The sequence below is a fragment of the Streptomyces sp. NPDC019396 genome, from assembly GCF_040632375.1.
Taxonomy (GTDB): Bacteria; Actinomycetota; Actinomycetes; order Streptomycetales; family Streptomycetaceae; genus Streptomyces.
The window spans coordinates 99,681-115,476 of record NZ_JBEYBS010000014.1 but is presented as its reverse complement, the minus strand read 5'-3'; the positions used below and the strand labels follow the sequence as shown (position 1 = coordinate 115,476).

The window sequence follows — 15,796 nt, the reverse complement described above, 5'->3', positions numbered from 1 at the left end:
GTGGAGATTCCAGGGGTTGCCGAGATCCGAGGCCTGCACGAGAAGTACGCGCCGAACGCAGCAGCCCTGGACCTGGTGTTCACGCACTGCGAGATCGTCCGGAGTCTCGCCGAGCAGCTGATCTCCGCATCAGGTCTGGATGTCGACGCGGATCTGGTCCGGGCCGGATGTCTGCTGCACGACATCGGTGTCTACCGCCTTTTCGACGAACAAGGCCGGGTGGACAAGGCGAACTACGTGCGCCACGGGGTCCTCGGACATGAGCTCCTGGAGGCGGAGGGCTTCCCCGAGCCGCTGTGCCGGTTCTGCTCCTGCCACACCGGCGTAGGCCTGACCAAGGCCGATATCGAGGCTCAGGGATTGCCGCTGCCACCGCTCGACTACACGGCGGTGACGGTGGAGGAGCGGCTGGTGATGTACGCCGACAATTTCCACAGCAAGACGACGCCGCCGAAGTTCGTCACCGCGGACAGCTACAGCGCCTACCTCGGGCGGTTCGGCCAGGACAAGGTCCTGGCGTTCCAGAGCATGCGCGGCGCTTTCGGTGAACCTGTGCTCACCGAGCTCGCCGCTGTCCATGGGCACGCCATCACCTGAGCGGCGTCCAGCGAAGTGCCTCCTCCACCGTGGAAGCCACCGGCACCCCCTGAGGGACCGGCGGGCGGCGCACCAGCACCACGGGGATGCCCGCCTCGCGGGCCGCGGTCAGTTTGGGGGCCGTCGCCGCGGCGCCGCTGTCCTTGGTGACGAGCACGTCGATGGCGTGCCGGCGCAGCAGCTCCCGTTCGGAGTCCAGGGTGAACGGGCCGCGGTCCAGCAGGACCTCCATACGCGCCGGGAAGGGGGGCTCCGGGGCGTCCACCGAGCGGACGAGGAACCACAGGGTGTCCAGGTGAACGAAGGACGCCAGGCCCATGCGGCCTGTGGTGAGGAAGACCCGCTCGCCCAGGCCCGGCAGGGCGTCCGCGGCCTGCGGGAGGGAGTCCATGAGGTGCCAGTCGTCCCCTTCAGCGGGGACCCAGCCGGGGCGGCGCACCGCGAGCAGGGGAACATGGGCCTGGTCGGCGGCTCGCGCCGCGTTGAAACTGATCGTCCCGGCGAAAGGATGGGTGGCGTCGATGAGCACATCCACCTGCTGCCCCCGCAGCCAGTCGGCGAGGCCCTCCGCCCCGCCGAAGCCGCCGACGCGCACCTCTCCCCGTGGCAGCCTCGGCGCCGCGACCCGCCCGGCGAGTGAGGTCGTCACCCGCAGCCCGCGATCGTGCAGGGCCTCCGCGAGTGCGCGTGCCTCCGTCGTACCGCCGAGGATCAGGACATGCATGAGGGACCTTCCATGAGTGGGCCCGGCGCCGGGGCCGGCGGGCGCAGCGCCCAACTCAAGCACACCGGTCTGCGGCCCGGCTGGACCACCGGTGCCTGTGCCACCGCGGCCACGACCGCCGCGTACACCGCGCTGCTGACCGGGGACTTCCCCGATCCGGTGACGATCACCCTGCCGAAGGGGCAGACCCCGGCGTTCGCCCTCGCCGTCGAGCGACTGGTGGGTGATCGCGCCGTGGCGGGCGTGGTGAAGGACGCGGGCGACGACCCGGACGTCACGCACGGCGCCCTGGTCCGGGCGACGGCACGGATCCTGCCGCCCGGCTCCGGAGTGGTCTTCCGCGCCGGGCCCGGCGTGGGCACCGTCACCCGCCCCGGGCTGCCGCTCGACGTCGGGGAGCCCGCGATCAATCCCGTGCCGCGGCAGATGATGCGCGACCACATCGCGCTCGTCGCCGGCCGGCACGGCGGCACCGGTGATGTCGAGATCACCGTCTCCGTGGACCACGGCGAGGAGATCGCCCGCTCGACCTGGAACCCGCGCCTGGGCATCCTGGGCGGGCTGTCCATCCTGGGCACCACGGGGATCGTCGTCCCGTACTCCTGCTCGGCGTGGATCGACTCGATCCGCAGAGGCGTGGACGTGGCCCGGGCGGCGGGCCGCACCCACCTGGCGGGCTGCACGGGCTCCACGTCCGAGAGGACCGTCGTCTCGCTGTACGACCTCCCCGAGGACGCCCTGCTCGACATGGGCGACTTCGCGGGCGCCGTCCTGAAGTACGTCCGCCGTCACCCGGTCGACCGGCTCACCGTCTGCGGTGGCTTCGCGAAGCTGTCCAAGCTGGCGGCGGGTCATCTGGACCTGCACTCCGCCCGCTCCCAGGTCGACAAGAACTTCCTGGCCGAGCTGGCCCGGGCGGGCGGCGCCGACGAGGACCTCGTGGCCCGGGTGGCGTCCGCCAACACCGGCCTTGCCGCCCTCCAGCTGTGCGCGGCCCGGGGTGTGCCACTGGGCGACCTGGTGGCCGTGACCGCCCGCGACCAGGCCCTCGGGGTGCTGCGGGGCGCCCCGGTCACGGTCGACGTGGTGTGCATCGACCGAGCCGGGACGGTGGTGGGGCGCTCGTCGCCGAAAGGCCCGCGGGAGGACTGACCTGCTCAGCGGCGAACTCGGCGGCGAGCCCTATCGGCAGAGAGCGTCGAGGTCGTCGGAGAAGCCCGGGAACTCGGCCTTGGCCACATCCGCCAGAGCACGCGGGAAGGGCCGGTCGACGGCTATCCGCTCGCTCATCCGGCCGGTCAGCCCTGCTGCTCGGTGATGTTGACCATCCACGGGATGCCGAAGCGGTCCGTGACCATGCCGAACACATCCCCCCACACCTGCTTGTCCAGGGGTACCGCCACCGAGCCGCCACCGGACAGCTTCTCCCAGTAGCCGCGCAGCTCGGCGTCGTCGTCGCCGCTGAGGCTCACCGAGAAGTTGTTGCCCGCCGTGTGCGGCATCCCGGGCGGGGCGTCGGCGCCCATCAGCGTGAAGCCGCTCGGGGTCTCCAGCATGGCGTGCATGATCCTGTCGCCTTCCGGTGTGCCCGGCTGGCCGCCGCCCGACTCGCCGTAGGTGTGCATGGCCAGCGTGCCGCCGAGGACCTCCTTGTAGAACTCCATCGCCTGCCGGGCGTCGCCGCCGAAGCTGAGGTAGGGGTTGAGACGCGAGGTCATGGGAACCACCCTCCGAACTGGGTCCAGTCGATGTCCGCAGACTAACCGCGGCCACCGACAACGCCCCGGCCCCGCGCCGCGCCCCTGGTGGGGCCGCCGCTACCCGGGGTACGTGCGCGGGGTCCAGGCGATCCGCTCGCCCGGGCCCTGCGCCCCGCGCCGGACCGTCCGCGTCTGTGACGAACCCACCAGCAGCAGCGTCCGCATGTCGACCGTGTCCGGATCGAGGTCCTCGAGCCGCACGATCCTCACGCTCTCCCCCGATCCGCCCACATCGCGCGCGACGACCACCGGAGTGTCCGGCGCCCGGTGTTCCAGCAGCAGTTCGCGGGCCTTCGCCACCTGCCACGTACGGCTGCGCGAGCCGGGGTTGTACAGGGCGAGTACGAGATCCGCGCTCGCGGCGGCCCGTAGCCGCTCCGCGATGACCTCCCAGGGCTTGAGCCGGTCGGACAGCGAGATGGTCGCGTAGTCGTGGCCGAGCGGCGCACCCGCCCGGGCCGCCGCGGCGTTCGCCGCGGTCACCCCGGGCAGCACCCTGACGGGCACGTCCGCGTAGGCCTCCTGGGATGCCGCGTCCAGCACCGCCGTGGCCATCGCGAACACCCCCGGGTCGCCACCCGAGACCACGGCGACGCGGCGTCCGCGGCGTGCCAGGTCCAGGGCGAACTCGGCGCGTTCGGCCTCCACCTTGTTGTCGGAGCCGTGCCGGCGCTGGCCCGGGCGCACCGGCACCCGGTCCAGATAGGTCGTGTAGCCCACCAGGTCATCGGCCGAGGCGAGGGCGCCCCGGGTCTCCGGGGTCAGCCACAGCGGCCCCGCGGGACCCGTGCCCACCACCACGACCTCGCCCTGCGGCCGGGCTTCCGGGGGCTGCTGGTCGATGCGGCTCGGCAGCACGGCTACCGAGAAGTACGGCACCGTCTCCGGATCCACGTCGGCCAGGCGCTCCGTGCGCTCGCCCTCCATCGTGGCCCGTTCGACATACCGCGCGTCGTCGAGCCGTCCCGCCCGCCGCAGCGCGCGCCGCACCGCCGGGAAGGTACGCCCCAGCTTCATCACGACCGCCGAGTCGGTCGCGGCCAGCCGGGCCGTCAGCTCCTCCTCGGGCAGCGTGCCCGGGATGATCGTGAGGACCTCCTCCGCCTCGCACAGCGGCTCCCCGAGACGCGCCGCCGCCGCGCTCACGGAGGTGATGCCGGGGATCACCTCGGTCGGGTAGCGGTGCGCGAGCCGCTTGTGCATGTGCTGGTAAGAGCCGTAGAAGAGCGGGTCGCCCTCGGCCAGCACGGCGACGGTGCGGCCGGCGTCGAGGTGGGCTGCGAGCCGCGCCGCCGCCTCCTCGTAGAAGTCGTCGAGCGCGCCCCGGTAGCCCCCGGGGTGGTCGGTGGTCTCGGTGGTGACCGGGTACATCAGGCGCTCCTCGACATGGTCGGAGCGCAGGTGCTTCGCCACGATCGAGCGGGCGATGGAGCGGCCGTGCCGGGCGCAGTGGTACGCCACGACGTCCGCCTCCGCGATGACCTCGACGGCCCGGAGGGTCATCAGGGACGGATCGCCGGGACCGAGTCCGACCCCGTACAGCCGCCCGACCTGCTGGGTGCCCATCCGCGTGCTCACTCTGCCTCACTCGCTATCGCGTTGATCGCCGCCGCTGCCATGGCACTGCCGCCTCGCCGCCCGCGTACCACCAGGTGTTCCAGGCCCGAGGAGTGCGCGGCGAGCGCGTCCTTGGACTCCGCGGCGCCTATGAAGCCGACCGGGATGCCGATGACGGCGGCCGGGCGGGGCGCCCCCTCCTCGATCATCTCGAGGAGGCGGAAGAGCGCGGTGGGCGCGTTGCCCACGGCGACGACGGCGCCGTCCAGCCGGTCGCGCCACAGCTCCAGCGCCGCGGCGCTGCGGGTGGTGCCGAGTTCGGCGGCGAGTGCCGGGACCTTCGGGTCGGAGAGCGTGCAGACCACGTCGTTGTCGGCGGGCAGCCGCTTGCGCGTGACCCCGCTGGCGACCATCTGCGCGTCGCACAGGATCGGCGCACCGGCGCGCAGGGCCTCACGGGCGCGGGCCACCACACCGGGCGAGTACGCGAGATCGCGGACGAGGTCGACCATGCCGCAGGCGTGGATCATCCGCACCGCGACCTGGCTGACGTCGGCGGGGAGCGCGGCGAGGTCCGCCTCGGCGCGGATGGTGGCAAAGGACTGGCGGTAGATCTCCGCTCCGTCCTTCTCGTAGTCGAACACGGTCTTCTTCTCGCTCATCTCGGTGTGGGGGTACGGGAATCGGTACGGGCTCCGGCGACGGTGCCGGCGAGTCGGTCGCGGGACGGTACGGGTACGCAGCGGCCGCGGACGCGCACCCGGTACGCGCCGTCCGAGGTGGCCACCACGTCCACGTGGTCTCCCTGCGGATGGCCGCAGCGCCTTTCGCAACCGGACCAGTACACCGGGAGGCCGGGGCCGTCGACCGGCGTGGCGTCGGCGCGTACGTCGGCGAGGGACTTGGCGCACCCGGGCCGCCCGGTGCATGCCCCGACGCCGAACCAGGGCGAGTCGATCCCGGTGACGAACCCGGCCCGTCCGAGCGCGTCCAGCCGCGCCCGCGCCGCGCCGTCGTCCGCGAACCCGGGCACGACGATCCCGCGCCACGGTGTGAGCCGGATCTCGTCGGCGGGGGCGGGCAGCAGCGCGCGTGCCTGGGCGGCGGTGAGGCGGCCGAGCGGCGCGACGGCGGACACCGCCCGGCCGCGCGGGCCCGCCACGATCCCGGGCAGTGGCCCCGCGGGCCCGGACCGCTCTGTTCCGTCGGAGCCGGCGCCGGGCGGCGGTGGCAGCGGCACCGCCGCCACTCCCGCTCTCTCCAGTCCGGCGCCCACCGCGATGTGCTGCCCGTCCGGGAGCTCCCTTACGCGCCAGGCGCCCGTATCCGCTTCGGCCGCCGCCGCCAGGAACGCTTCCGCCGCTGCGAGCGCGGCGCGCGGCGCGTCGACGGCTCGGGCGACACGGAAGGCGAGGCGGCGGCCCATCCGCAGCACCGCCGTGCCGTCCCGCTCTGCGAGCAACGTCACATCCGCGCCGAGCCCCGCGACATCGCCCCTCCCGTCGTCCAGGGCGAACAGGAAGCGTCCGGAAAGACCCGACGGGCCGGCCGCCCACTGCGCACCGCACAGCAGTCCGTCCAGCTCACGGGCCCACAACTGCACGTCAGCGCAGCCGAGCTCGTCCAGTCCGGCGAGCGGCGAGGCCACCACGTTGCGTACCCGCTCATGGGTGTCGGACGGCAGCAGCGCGGTATCCCGCAGCAGTGCCGCGAGCGGCGCCCCGCAGGCGTCCCCGAGGCCGCGCAGCTCCACATTGCCCCGGGAGGTGATGCTGAGCGATCCGTCCCCCAGCTCATCGGCCGCCGTGGCCAGTGCATCGAGTTGATTTCCCGTCAGAAACCCACCAGGGAGCCGGAGTCGGGCCAGTCGTCCGTCGTCCGCCGCATGCAGCCGCAGCGCCCCCGGGCAGGCGTCGCCCCGGTCCCGTATACGAGGTTCGCCCGGGTCTGCGGGGCTTGTGGGTGTGGGCGGCATGGCGGCGAGCATACCCACGTCCTTCCAGGTGGCCGCCGTGCGATCCCGGGCCAGCATCTACTATTCAGGCGGCATGGGGTCCCAGGGCCCCGGGGAGGAAGCCCGGTGGAAATCCGGCGCGGTCCCGCCACTGTGAGCCAGGCCCGGGAAACACCAGCAACAACCGAGGCCCGGCGAGTCAGGAACTCCCGCCGACCACGACCACCCGGGGCGCGGAAACCCCGAGGAAGGCCTGCGCACGCGATGACGCACGCGAAGACCACGCCCGCGACAATCCTGCTGCTGTCGACCTCCGACACCGACCTGCTCAGCGCCCGCGCTTCCGGTGGCCCGGTCGCGTACCGCTTCGCGAACCCCTCCCGGCTCCCGGTCGGTGACCTCCCGGGTCTCCTGGAAGGCACCGACCTGGTCGTCGTACGGCTGCTCGGCGGCATCCGCGCCTGGCAGGAGGGTCTTGACGTGCTGCTGGCGCAGGACCGGCCCGTCGTCGTCCTCAGCGGTGAACAGGCCCCCGACGCCCAGCTGATGGAGGCGTCCACCGTCCCGATCGGCATCGCGGCCGAGGCCCACGCCTACCTCGCCCACGGCGGCCCGGACAACCTGGAGCAGCTCGCCCGCTTCCTGTCCGACACGGTGCTGCTCACGGGACACGGCTTCGAGTCCCCGGCGACCGCGCCCACCTGGGGTCCCCTGGAGCGGACGAAGCGCACGGACGACGGCCCGACCGTCGCCGTGCTCTACTACCGCGCCCACCACATGAGCGGCAACACCGCCTTCGTCGGCACCCTCTGCGATGCCATCGAGGCGGCGGGCGGCCAGGCCCTGCCCCTGTACGTCGCCTCGCTGCGCGCCCCCGAGCCCGAGCTGCTCGACCGGCTGCGCGGCGCCGAGGCCATCGTCACCACCGTCCTCGCCGCGGGCGGCACCAAGCCCGCCGAGGCCCAGGCCGGGGGAGACGACGGGGCCTGGGACGCGGGCGCGCTCGCCTCGCTCGACGTACCGGTGCTCCAGGCACTGTGCCTGACCGGTTCGCGCAGCACCTGGGAGGAGAACGACGAGGGCCTCTCCCCGCTGGACGCCGCCAGCCAGGTCGCCGTCCCCGAGTTCGACGGTCGCCTCATCACCGTCCCGTTCTCCTTCAAGGAGATCGACGAGGACGGACTGCCCGCCTATGTCGCCGACCCCGAGCGCGCCGCCCGCGTCGCCGGGATCGCCGTACGCCACGCCCGGCTGCGCCACATCCCCAACGCGGACAAGCGCCTCGCGCTCGTGCTCTCCGCCTACCCGACGAAGCACTCCCGCATCGGCAACGCGGTCGGCCTCGACACCCCCGCCTCCGCCGTCGCCCTGCTGCGCCGACTCGCCGCCGAGGGCTACGACTTCGGCGCGGAGGAGATCCCGGGCCTCGCGTCCGGCGACGGCGACGAGCTGATCCGCGCGCTGATCGAGGCCGGCGGCCACGACCAGGACTGGCTCACCGAGGAGCAGCTCGCCCGCAACCCGGTCCGTATCCCCGCCGCCGACTACAAGCGCTGGTACGCCACCCTGCCCGCCGAACTGCGCGAGCAGGTCGAGCGGCACTGGGGCCCGGCGCCCGGCGAGATGTTCCTGGACCGCAGCCGCAACCCCGAGGGCGACATCGTGCTCGCCGCCCTGCGCCGCGGAAACCTGCTGATCGTCATCCAGCCCCCGCGCGGCTTCGGCGAGAACCCGATCGCGATCTACCACGACCCCGATCTGCCGCCCTCGCACCACTATCTGGCCGCCTATCGCTGGATCGCGGCCCGCCACGACGACGGAGGCTTCGGCGCCGACGCGATGATCCACCTCGGCAAGCACGGCAACCTGGAGTGGCTGCCCGGCAAGAACGCGGGTCTGTCCGCGGCCTGCGCCCCCGACGCCGCACTCGGCGATCTGCCGCTGGTCTACCCCTTCCTGGTGAACGACCCGGGCGAGGGCACCCAGGCCAAGCGCCGCGTCCACGCCACCCTGATCGACCACCTCGTGCCGCCGATGGCCCGCGCCGACTCGTACGGCGACATCGCGCGCCTGGAACAGCTGCTCGACGAGTACGCGCAGATCTCCTCCATGGACCCGGCGAAGCTTCCGGCGATCCGTGCCCAGATCTGGACCCTGATCCAGGCCGCCAAGCTCGACCACGACCTCGGAATGGAGGACCGGCCGGACGACGACGGCTTCGACGACTTCCTGCTTCATGTCGACGGCTGGCTGTGCGAGGTCAAGGACGCCCAGATCCGCGACGGTCTGCATGTCCTGGGCGGTGCGCCCACCGGGGCCGAGCGGGTCAACCTGGTCCTGTCGATCCTGCGCGCCCGTCAGATCTGGGGCGGTACGACCGCGCTGCCCGGGCTGCGTGAGGCCCTGGGCCTCGACGAGTCCGCCGCGACGCGTACGACCGCCGACGAGGCGGAGGCCGCGGCCCGCGCCCTGGTCGAGGCGATGGAGGAGGCCGGCTGGGACCCTGCCGCTGTCGCCACCGTCGCCGAGGGGCATGGAACGGCCGTGGCGGACATCCTGGACTTCGCCGCCCGCGAGGTCGTCCCGCGGCTCGCCGCCACCACCGACGAACTCGACCACGCCGTCCACGCGTTGAACGGCGGGTTCGTCCCGGCCGGTCCGTCCGGCTCCCCGCTGCGCGGCCTCGTCAACGTGCTGCCGACCGGTCGCAACTTCTACTCCGTCGACCCCAAGGCCGTGCCCTCCCGCCTCGCCTGGGAGACCGGCCAGGCCCTCGCCGACTCGCTGCTCACCCGCTATCGCACCGACAACGGCGAATGGCCCACCTCCGTCGGCCTCTCCCTCTGGGGCACGAGCGCGATGCGCACCGCGGGCGACGATGTCGCCGAGGCCCTGGCGCTGCTCGGTGTCCGCCCGGTCTGGGACGACGCCTCGCGCCGGGTCAACGGCATCGAGCCGATCCCGGCCGATGAGCTGGGCCGCCCCCGCGTCGATGTCACCCTGCGCATCTCCGGCTTCTTCCGGGACGCCTTCCCGCATGTCATCGGGCTGCTCGACGACGCGGTACGGCTGGTGGCCTCGCTGGACGAGCCCGCCGACGTCAACTTCGTGCGGGCGCACGCCCAGGCGGACCTGGCCGAGCACGGCGACGAGCGCCGCGCCACCACCCGTATCTTCGGCTCCCGGCCCGGTACTTATGGCGCCGGTCTGCTCCAGCTCATCGACTCACGCGACTGGCGCACCGACGCCGACCTCGCCGAGGTGTACACGGTGTGGGGCGGTTACGCGTACGGCCGTGGGCTCGAAGGCCGGGCGGCGCGCGAGGAGATGGAGACGGCGTACAAGCGGATCGCGGTCGCGGCCAAGAACACCGACACCCGCGAGCACGACATCGCCGACTCCGACGACTACTTCCAGTACCACGGCGGCATGGTGGCCACCGTCCGCGCCCTGCGCGGCACGGCTCCCGAGGCGTACGTCGGCGACTCGACCCGCCCCGAGACGGTCCGCACCCGCACCCTGGTCGAGGAGACCTCGCGGGTGTTCCGCGCCCGGGTCGTCAACCCCAAGTGGATCGAGGCCATGCGACGCCACGGCTACAAGGGTGCGTTCGAACTGGCCGCGACGGTGGACTACCTGTTCGGCTACGACGCCACGACCGGGGTCGTCGCGGACTGGATGTACGACAAGCTGACCGAGGCCTACGTCCTGGACCCGGAGAACCGGGAGTTCCTCCAGCAGGCCAACCCCTGGGCGCTGCACGGAATCGCCGAGCGGCTGCTCGAGGCGGAGTCCCGTGGCATGTGGGAGAAGCCCGACCCGGCCGTCATCGAGGCGCTGCGCCAGGTGCTCCTGGAGACCGAGAGCGATCTGGAGGGCGACGAGTAGCGCCTCGCGCTTCCGGCGGCACGTAAGGATTTCGTCATCGGCCGATGCCCCCGTTGCAGCCCCTTCCCGGGCTTCAATGGGGGCATGAGAACGTCTGTGCTGAAGAAGCCGGTGGTCAGGGTGGTTCTGGCGGTCGTCGCCGTGGCCCTGGCCATCGGGGTGTACTGGTTCGAGCCGTGGAAGCTGTTCGTGGACCAGACCGTGCGCGAGGAGCTCCCGCAGGCCGCCGTGCCCACGGCGCCGGTGGACGGATCAGGCGCGCCCTCCGCGCCCGCAGGGCCCGAGGTGCTCGCCACCGGCACGTTCATCAGTCATGAGCACGACACCGAGGGCAAGGTCGAGGTCATCAGGCTCTCCGACGGCAGCCGGGTGCTCCGGCTCGAGGGCCTGAACACCAGCAACGGCCCCGATCTGCGGGTCTGGCTGACCGATGCCCCGGTCAAGGAGGGCACGGCGGGCTGGCGGGTCTTCGACGACGGCGCGCATGTCAGCCTCGGCAAGCTCAAGGGCAACAAGGGCGACCAGAACTACGCCCTGCCCGCAGATGTCGATCTGTCGAAGTACACGAGCGTCAGCATCTGGTGCGACCGCTTCGACGTCTCCTTCGGTGCCGCGGAGCTGTCCCGGTAGGGCTGGGTTCTCCCCCGGGCCTCCGGCCGGGTGACTCCCTTCGGCTCACCCGGCCGCCCACGGGCCGCGTAGCCTGGGAGGACGATGAACACGTTCACCACGTCATGGGGCGATCTGGGGCTCACCCGCTACCCCGAGGACCCTCGTGACCAGCTCCGCGCCTGGGACGCCGCCGACGAGTATCTGCTGCGCCACCTCGAATCACTCGAGGACCCCGCGGCCCTCGGCGGCACCGTGGTCGTCCTGGGCGACCGCTGGGGCGCCCTGACCACCGCGCTCGCCTCGCACGGCCCGGCGCAGATCACCGACTCGTATCTCACCCAGCAGGCCACCCGCGCCAATCTCGCCCGCAACCGGCCCGCCGAGCAGCTCGCCGGCGTACGGCTGCTGTCGACACAGGAGCCGCCCCCGGACCGTGTCGACGTCCTGCTGGTACGCGTGCCGAAGAGCCTCGCCCTCCTCGAGGACCAGCTCCAGCGGCTCGCCCCGCGACTGCACGCGGACACCCTCGTGGTCGGCACGGGCATGGTGACCGAGATCCACACCTCCACGCTGAGGCTGTTCGAGCGGATCGTCGGTCCGACCAGGACCTCGCTCGCGGTGAAGAAGGCACGGCTGATCTTCTGCACCCCCGACCCGGCCCTGCGCCCGGCCGGTGAGCCCTGGCCGCGCGGCTACGAGCTGCCCGGGGACATCGGAGTGATGTCCGGCCGTCCCGTCACCAACCACGCGGGCATCTTCTGCGCCGACCGCCTCGACATCGGCACCCGCTTCCTCCTCCAGCACCTGCCCGAGCCCCGGGGCCCGGTCCGGGTGGTCGACCTGGGCTGCGGAAACGGCGTGGTCGGTACGGCGGCGGCAGTCGCCAACCCCGAGGCCCATGTGGTCTTCACGGACGAGTCCTTCCAGGCCGTGGCATCGGCCGAGGCCACCTTCCGGGCGAACACGGACCCCGGTGCCAAGGCCGAGTTCCTCGTGGGCGACGGGCTCGCGGGCATCGAGCGCGCCTCGGCGGACCTGGTGCTGAACAACCCGCCGTTCCACACCCATCGGGCCCTTACCGACAGCACCTCCTGGCGCATGTTCACCGGCGCCCGTGCCGCGCTGCGCCCCGGTGGCGAGCTGTGGGTGGTGGGCAACCGGCACCTCGGTTACCACACCAGGCTGCGCCGTCTCTTCGGCAACTGCGAGACCGTGGCCGGGAACCCCAAGTTCGTCGTACTGCGCGCGGTGAAACGCCGCTGATTGCGCTCCATCGAATGCCCCTGTACGGGATATTGGGTGCATGACGGATCACAAGGGTCGTTGGGAACGGCAGGGGCTGATTCCGGCGAGCCGGCGGGAACCGGCAGAGCGGACCGCGGAGCCCATCTACGCGTCACTGCTCGCCCAGTGGTCGGCCCAGGGCAAGGCCGTCCCCGGGCCGGACCGTGAATGGACGGCGATCGTCTCGCGCTCCTGCTGGCCGCGCTGGTAGCCCCCCGGGGCTCTTCCGCCTGTCCGCCAGTCCGCTGTCCGCGCGTCCATGCACCCGGCCATTCGGGTGAATTCGGGAAACCAGAACCCGAATGCGCGCGTTGAACCGACGCGCGGACAAGTTCATGAGTACCGGAGGCGGGGCTCCTGACGTCATTCGGCAGGCGGAAATATGACCGCCGGGCAGACGTGTGGAATTGATGGATCGAGGGTTTCTTCGCCGGTAGCCGCTCGTTGGAAGTGCGTCGATGACCTGGTCGTGGGTCTTGTGAGTCTGCCCGCGGCACTCATCGGCATTGACATGATCCAAGGGCTAGGAATCCAAAGGAATCCACATGAAGTACAGGAAGACGGCCACACTTTTCGCCGGGGCTGTGCTGGCCATGGGAATCGCTTCTCCCGCCATCGCCGACTCGGGTGCCACCGGAGTCACCTCCGCCTCCCCTGGTGTGCTGTCCGGGAACCTGCTCCAGGTGCCCGTGCACGTGCCGGCGAGCGTGTGCGGCAACTCCGTGGGCGTCATCGGCCTGATGAACCCGGCCTCGGGCAACGCCTGCATGAACGGCTGACGAACAGCTCGTCACGCGGACCAGTGGCCCTGAGGGGCTGTGATCCGCCGGTCCGGGGACGTGCCCGCCGGTGCGTCCCAGGACCGGCCTTCGAACCAACAGCGGGAAAGACAACGAGATGCGACAGCGACAGGTCATCACCAAGGGAATCCTGACGGCCGCGGCGGCCACCAGCATTCTGTCCCTGAACAGTGCTTACGCCAGCGCCGCTTCCCAGGCCGACGGGGAGGCCCAGGGCTCCCCGGGTGTGCTGTCCGGCAACAGCGTCCAGGTGCCCGTGGACGTTCCGGTCAATGTGTGCGGCAATTCCGTGAGCGTCGTGGGAGCCCTCAACCCGGCGTTCGGCAGCGTCTGCGCCAACGCCTCGGCTCGGGGTATGTCCGGTTCCGAGGCATCGGGCGACACGGTGGGCTCCCCGGGTGTGCTGTCGGGCAACAACGTCAAGGTCCCGGTGCACGCCCCCGTCAACGTCTGCGGCAACACCATCGATGTCGTCGGGCTTCTGAACCCGGTGACGGGCGGATCCTGCGCGAACGACGAGACGCCGGGCACCACGGTGCCTCCGGGCGAGGTCCCGCCGAACACGCCGCTGACGCCGGTGGCCGAGGTCCTGCCGGGTCCCGGTGGTCCGGTGGACGACAGCGAGGTGGCGGGCGCCGTCCACTCCCCGCAGCTGGCCGAGACCGGCATGGGCGCCGGCTCGGTGGCCGCCGCTGCCGCGGCCATGGCCCTGCTGGTCGGCGGAGGCGTGCTGTACCGGCGTGGCACGGTCGGCGCCCGGCGCTGAACCCCTCGATACCCTCACCACCCCCGCCCGCACGTGTGCGGCCCCCGGCCGGGAGAGTCCCCCTCGACTCTCCCGGCCGGTGCACGTTCACGGCACCAGCTCGCGGTAGATGTCCGCGACCGCCTCCGCCGTGATCCTGGCGTTGTGGCTGGACTGCACGTGCAGATGCCCCTGGCGTCCCAGGGTGGCCCGCAGCGGCGCGTTCAGCAGGAGGTCCGCCACCGCCGTGGCCAGCGCGTAAGGGTCCTGCGGGGGCGTCAGACAGAACAGCGCGTGGCCGGGCGGGAGGCTCTCGCGCGCTCCGCCCACATCCGTGACCACCACCGGGCGCCCACAGGACATCGCCTCCAGCGGCGCCAGGGCCATGCCCTCCCAGCGGGACGGCACCACGACCAGGTCTGCGGCCCGGTACCAGGGCGCCGGGTCGGTCACGGCGCCGGCGAAACGCACCGACGCGGGGGCGGAGAGGCGCAGCCACTCGGCCTCCGGGCCGTCGCCGACCAGCACCAGGCAGGCGTTGGGAATCCGGCGCAGCACCTGCTGCCAGGCGGTGAGCAGCACATCCTGGCCCTTCTGGCGGCACAGCCTGCCCACGCACACCACCAGCGGCGCGGACTCCGGCAGATCACCGACGAGCGGCGGCCGGACCCGCGGCCGGTCATCGGGGGCGGGCCGGAAGTGCTCGGTGTCCACCCCGTTGGGGATGACGGTCCAGCGGGCCCGTACACCGGCACGCTCCGCCGTGCGCAGCTCCGCCTCGCTGACGCACACCACACGGTCCGTCCAGCGGGTCCCGTAGCGCTCCCAGCGCCGGGCCAGCCCCGCCGTGACACCGCCGGCCGCCTCGAACGACCAGGCGTGCGGCTGGAACACGGTCGGGATCCGGCCCCGTACGGCGAGCCGTGCGGCCAGCCCCGCCTTCCCGCTGTGCGCGTGCACGATCTGCGGGCGCACCCGGGCCACCAGCCGCGCCAGCCGCCCGACCTCGGGCAGCAGCAGCGGTCCCGGCCCGCTGCCCGCACGCCAGCGATGGACCTCGGCGCCGAGCCCGCGTGCGCAGCGGGCGAGCCCACCGCCGTCGGGGCAGGCCACGGCCACCCGCAGTCCGCTGCGGATCTGATCGGTCACCAGATCCGCCACCACCCGTGCCGCTCCTCCGTCGGCGGACTGCACGACATGGAGCACGGCCGGCCTGCGGCCGGGCGGGCCGGGCGGACCCGGCGGAAGGGACGGTGGCGGCAGCACGTGCAGATCTCCGATCCGAGCATATGACCAATGTCGGACGGTGAATGCCGGATGTCCCGCATGGGCGGCCCGGTATTTCACGTATTTACGTATTCATGCTCGGGCCGGTTGTCGGGCAGTGCGGGGATTCTAACGGAATTCCCAGGCTGAATCGCGCAGATGGCCCTGTGATGCGTGGGCCAGGTTCAGCGAGTTAACCCATTCGGGGTTCTCCCGTATCCGGCGAGAGGTGTCGTCGTTGAGCGAATTGCCCTCATCGGTTACCCCGAAAGGAAATCAGGAAGATGAAGCGAATCGCCACGTCGGTCATGCTGGCAGGCACCGGAGCCGCTCTGGTCTTCGGTGGTGCGGGGGTTGCCTCCGCCGACAGCGGTGCGACCGGCGCTGCCGAGGGTTCGCCCGGTGTCCTGTCCGGCAACACGGCCCAGGTCCCGGTGCACGTCCCGGTTGGCGTCTGCGGCAACACCGTGAGCGTTGTCGGTCTGCTCAACCCCGCCTCCGGCGTGGGCTGCCAGAACGCCTGACACGGTCTCAGCGGTCCCGGCAGCAGCTTCGCTGCCGGGCGCTGACACTCGTATCGGCCGACCGGTTTTCACTCTCATGGCCGCA

At 72.1% G+C, this 15,796-nt stretch carries 15 protein-coding genes and 1 riboswitch; of the genes, 9 read left to right on the top strand and 6 right to left on the bottom strand.

The window, feature by feature from the left end; all coding sequences use genetic code 11:
* Positions 1–597, top strand: a complete 597-nt coding sequence (locus ABZ532_RS18280; RefSeq protein ID WP_361284008.1) for an HD domain-containing protein — start codon at positions 1–3, stop codon at positions 595–597.
* On the opposite strand, the gene ABZ532_RS18275 is transcribed toward ABZ532_RS18280, so the two are convergent.
* Positions 590–1,321, bottom strand: coding sequence for a cobalt-precorrin-6A reductase (locus ABZ532_RS18275; RefSeq protein ID WP_361284005.1), 732 nt, complete (start codon positions 1,319–1,321; stop codon positions 590–592). The two genes, ABZ532_RS18280 and ABZ532_RS18275, sit on opposite strands and share 8 nt — an antisense overlap.
* Here ABZ532_RS18275 and ABZ532_RS18270 point away from each other — a divergent pair.
* Entirely contained in the window at positions 1,316–2,473 is a 1,158-nt protein-coding gene (locus ABZ532_RS18270; RefSeq protein WP_361284002.1) for a cobalt-precorrin-5B (C(1))-methyltransferase, read from the top strand. The genes ABZ532_RS18275 and ABZ532_RS18270 overlap by 6 nt on opposite strands.
* A 146-nt stretch (positions 2,474–2,619) precedes the next feature.
* Here the strand turns inward: ABZ532_RS18270 and ABZ532_RS18265 are convergent, their stop codons facing one another.
* The 4 genes from ABZ532_RS18265 to ABZ532_RS18250 all read right to left on the bottom strand — a co-directional run bounded on the left by ABZ532_RS18265 (position 2,620) and on the right by ABZ532_RS18250 (position 6,613).
* Positions 2,620–3,039, bottom strand: a complete 420-nt coding sequence (locus ABZ532_RS18265; RefSeq protein WP_361283999.1) for a VOC family protein — start codon at positions 3,037–3,039, stop codon at positions 2,620–2,622.
* A gap of 99 nt (positions 3,040–3,138) precedes the next feature.
* Positions 3,139–4,647, bottom strand: a complete 1,509-nt coding sequence (locus ABZ532_RS18260) for a precorrin-2 C(20)-methyltransferase (RefSeq protein WP_361284249.1) — start codon at positions 4,645–4,647, stop codon at positions 3,139–3,141.
* 8 nt (positions 4,648–4,655) lie between these two features.
* On the bottom strand, positions 4,656–5,300 hold the full coding sequence (locus ABZ532_RS18255; RefSeq protein WP_361283996.1) for a precorrin-8X methylmutase: 645 nt from the start codon (positions 5,298–5,300) through the stop codon (positions 4,656–4,658).
* Positions 5,297–6,613, bottom strand: a complete 1,317-nt coding sequence (locus tag ABZ532_RS18250) for a cobalamin biosynthesis protein CobG (RefSeq protein WP_361283993.1) — start codon at positions 6,611–6,613, stop codon at positions 5,297–5,299. Before ABZ532_RS18250 ends, ABZ532_RS18255 begins: the two co-directional genes overlap by 4 nt.
* 58 nt (positions 6,614–6,671) lie before the next feature.
* A riboswitch (cobalamin riboswitch) is annotated at positions 6,672–6,820 on the top strand.
* 36 nt (positions 6,821–6,856) lie between these two features.
* Here ABZ532_RS18250 and cobN point away from each other — a divergent pair.
* The 6 genes from cobN (at position 6,857) to ABZ532_RS18220 (ending at position 13,942) form a co-directional block, all read left to right on the top strand.
* Positions 6,857–10,480, top strand: coding sequence for a cobaltochelatase subunit CobN (gene cobN / locus ABZ532_RS18245; protein ID WP_361283990.1), 3,624 nt, complete (start codon positions 6,857–6,859; stop codon positions 10,478–10,480).
* Positions 10,481–10,564: 84 nt separating this feature from the next.
* Positions 10,565–11,110, top strand: coding sequence for a DM13 domain-containing protein (locus ABZ532_RS18240; RefSeq protein WP_361283987.1), 546 nt, complete (start codon positions 10,565–10,567; stop codon positions 11,108–11,110).
* An 84-nt stretch (positions 11,111–11,194) separates the two neighbouring features.
* Entirely contained in the window at positions 11,195–12,355 is a 1,161-nt protein-coding gene (locus tag ABZ532_RS18235; protein WP_361283984.1) for a methyltransferase, read from the top strand.
* Between the two features lie 40 nt (positions 12,356–12,395).
* Positions 12,396–12,587, top strand: coding sequence for a hypothetical protein (locus ABZ532_RS18230; RefSeq protein WP_361283981.1), 192 nt, complete (start codon positions 12,396–12,398; stop codon positions 12,585–12,587).
* A 334-nt stretch (positions 12,588–12,921) separates the two neighbouring features.
* Entirely contained in the window at positions 12,922–13,155 is a 234-nt protein-coding gene (locus ABZ532_RS18225; RefSeq protein WP_361283978.1) for a chaplin, read from the top strand.
* A 118-nt stretch (positions 13,156–13,273) separates the two neighbouring features.
* Complete coding sequence (locus ABZ532_RS18220; RefSeq protein ID WP_361283975.1) at positions 13,274–13,942, top strand: chaplin; 669 nt, start codon at positions 13,274–13,276, stop codon at positions 13,940–13,942.
* 87 nt (positions 13,943–14,029) lie between these two features.
* Here ABZ532_RS18220 and ABZ532_RS18215 read toward each other — a convergent pair whose 3' ends face one another.
* A complete protein-coding gene (locus ABZ532_RS18215; protein WP_361283972.1) occupies positions 14,030–15,187 on the bottom strand; it encodes a glycosyltransferase in 1,158 nt (385 codons plus the stop codon).
* A gap of 284 nt (positions 15,188–15,471) precedes the next feature.
* Between ABZ532_RS18215 and ABZ532_RS18210 the strand changes: the two genes are divergently transcribed.
* On the top strand, positions 15,472–15,711 hold the full coding sequence (locus ABZ532_RS18210; RefSeq protein ID WP_361283969.1) for a chaplin: 240 nt from the start codon (positions 15,472–15,474) through the stop codon (positions 15,709–15,711).
* Positions 15,712–15,796: the final 85 nt, after the last annotated feature.

Coding starts and splice junctions, on each gene's coding strand:
- ABZ532_RS18240 (WP_361283987.1), top strand. CDS start 10,565: ATGAGAACGTCTGTGCTGAAGAAGCCGGTGGTCAGGGTGGTTCTGGCG.
- ABZ532_RS18220 (WP_361283975.1), top strand. CDS start 13,274: ATGCGACAGCGACAGGTCATCACCAAGGGAATCCTGACGGCCGCGGCG.
- cobN (WP_361283990.1), top strand. CDS start 6,857: ATGACGCACGCGAAGACCACGCCCGCGACAATCCTGCTGCTGTCGACC.
- ABZ532_RS18265 (WP_361283999.1), bottom strand. CDS start 3,039: ATGACCTCGCGTCTCAACCCCTACCTCAGCTTCGGCGGCGACGCCCGG.
- ABZ532_RS18235 (WP_361283984.1), top strand. CDS start 11,195: ATGAACACGTTCACCACGTCATGGGGCGATCTGGGGCTCACCCGCTAC.
- ABZ532_RS18250 (WP_361283993.1), bottom strand. CDS start 6,613: ATGCCGCCCACACCCACAAGCCCCGCAGACCCGGGCGAACCTCGTATA.
- ABZ532_RS18260 (WP_361284249.1), bottom strand. CDS start 4,647: ATGGGCACCCAGCAGGTCGGGCGGCTGTACGGGGTCGGACTCGGTCCC.
- ABZ532_RS18210 (WP_361283969.1), top strand. CDS start 15,472: ATGAAGCGAATCGCCACGTCGGTCATGCTGGCAGGCACCGGAGCCGCT.
- ABZ532_RS18275 (WP_361284005.1), bottom strand. CDS start 1,321: ATGCATGTCCTGATCCTCGGCGGTACGACGGAGGCACGCGCACTCGCG.
- ABZ532_RS18225 (WP_361283978.1), top strand. CDS start 12,922: ATGAAGTACAGGAAGACGGCCACACTTTTCGCCGGGGCTGTGCTGGCC.
- ABZ532_RS18255 (WP_361283996.1), bottom strand. CDS start 5,300: ATGAGCGAGAAGAAGACCGTGTTCGACTACGAGAAGGACGGAGCGGAG.
- ABZ532_RS18270 (WP_361284002.1), top strand. CDS start 1,316: ATGCATGAGGGACCTTCCATGAGTGGGCCCGGCGCCGGGGCCGGCGGG.
- ABZ532_RS18230 (WP_361283981.1), top strand. CDS start 12,396: ATGACGGATCACAAGGGTCGTTGGGAACGGCAGGGGCTGATTCCGGCG.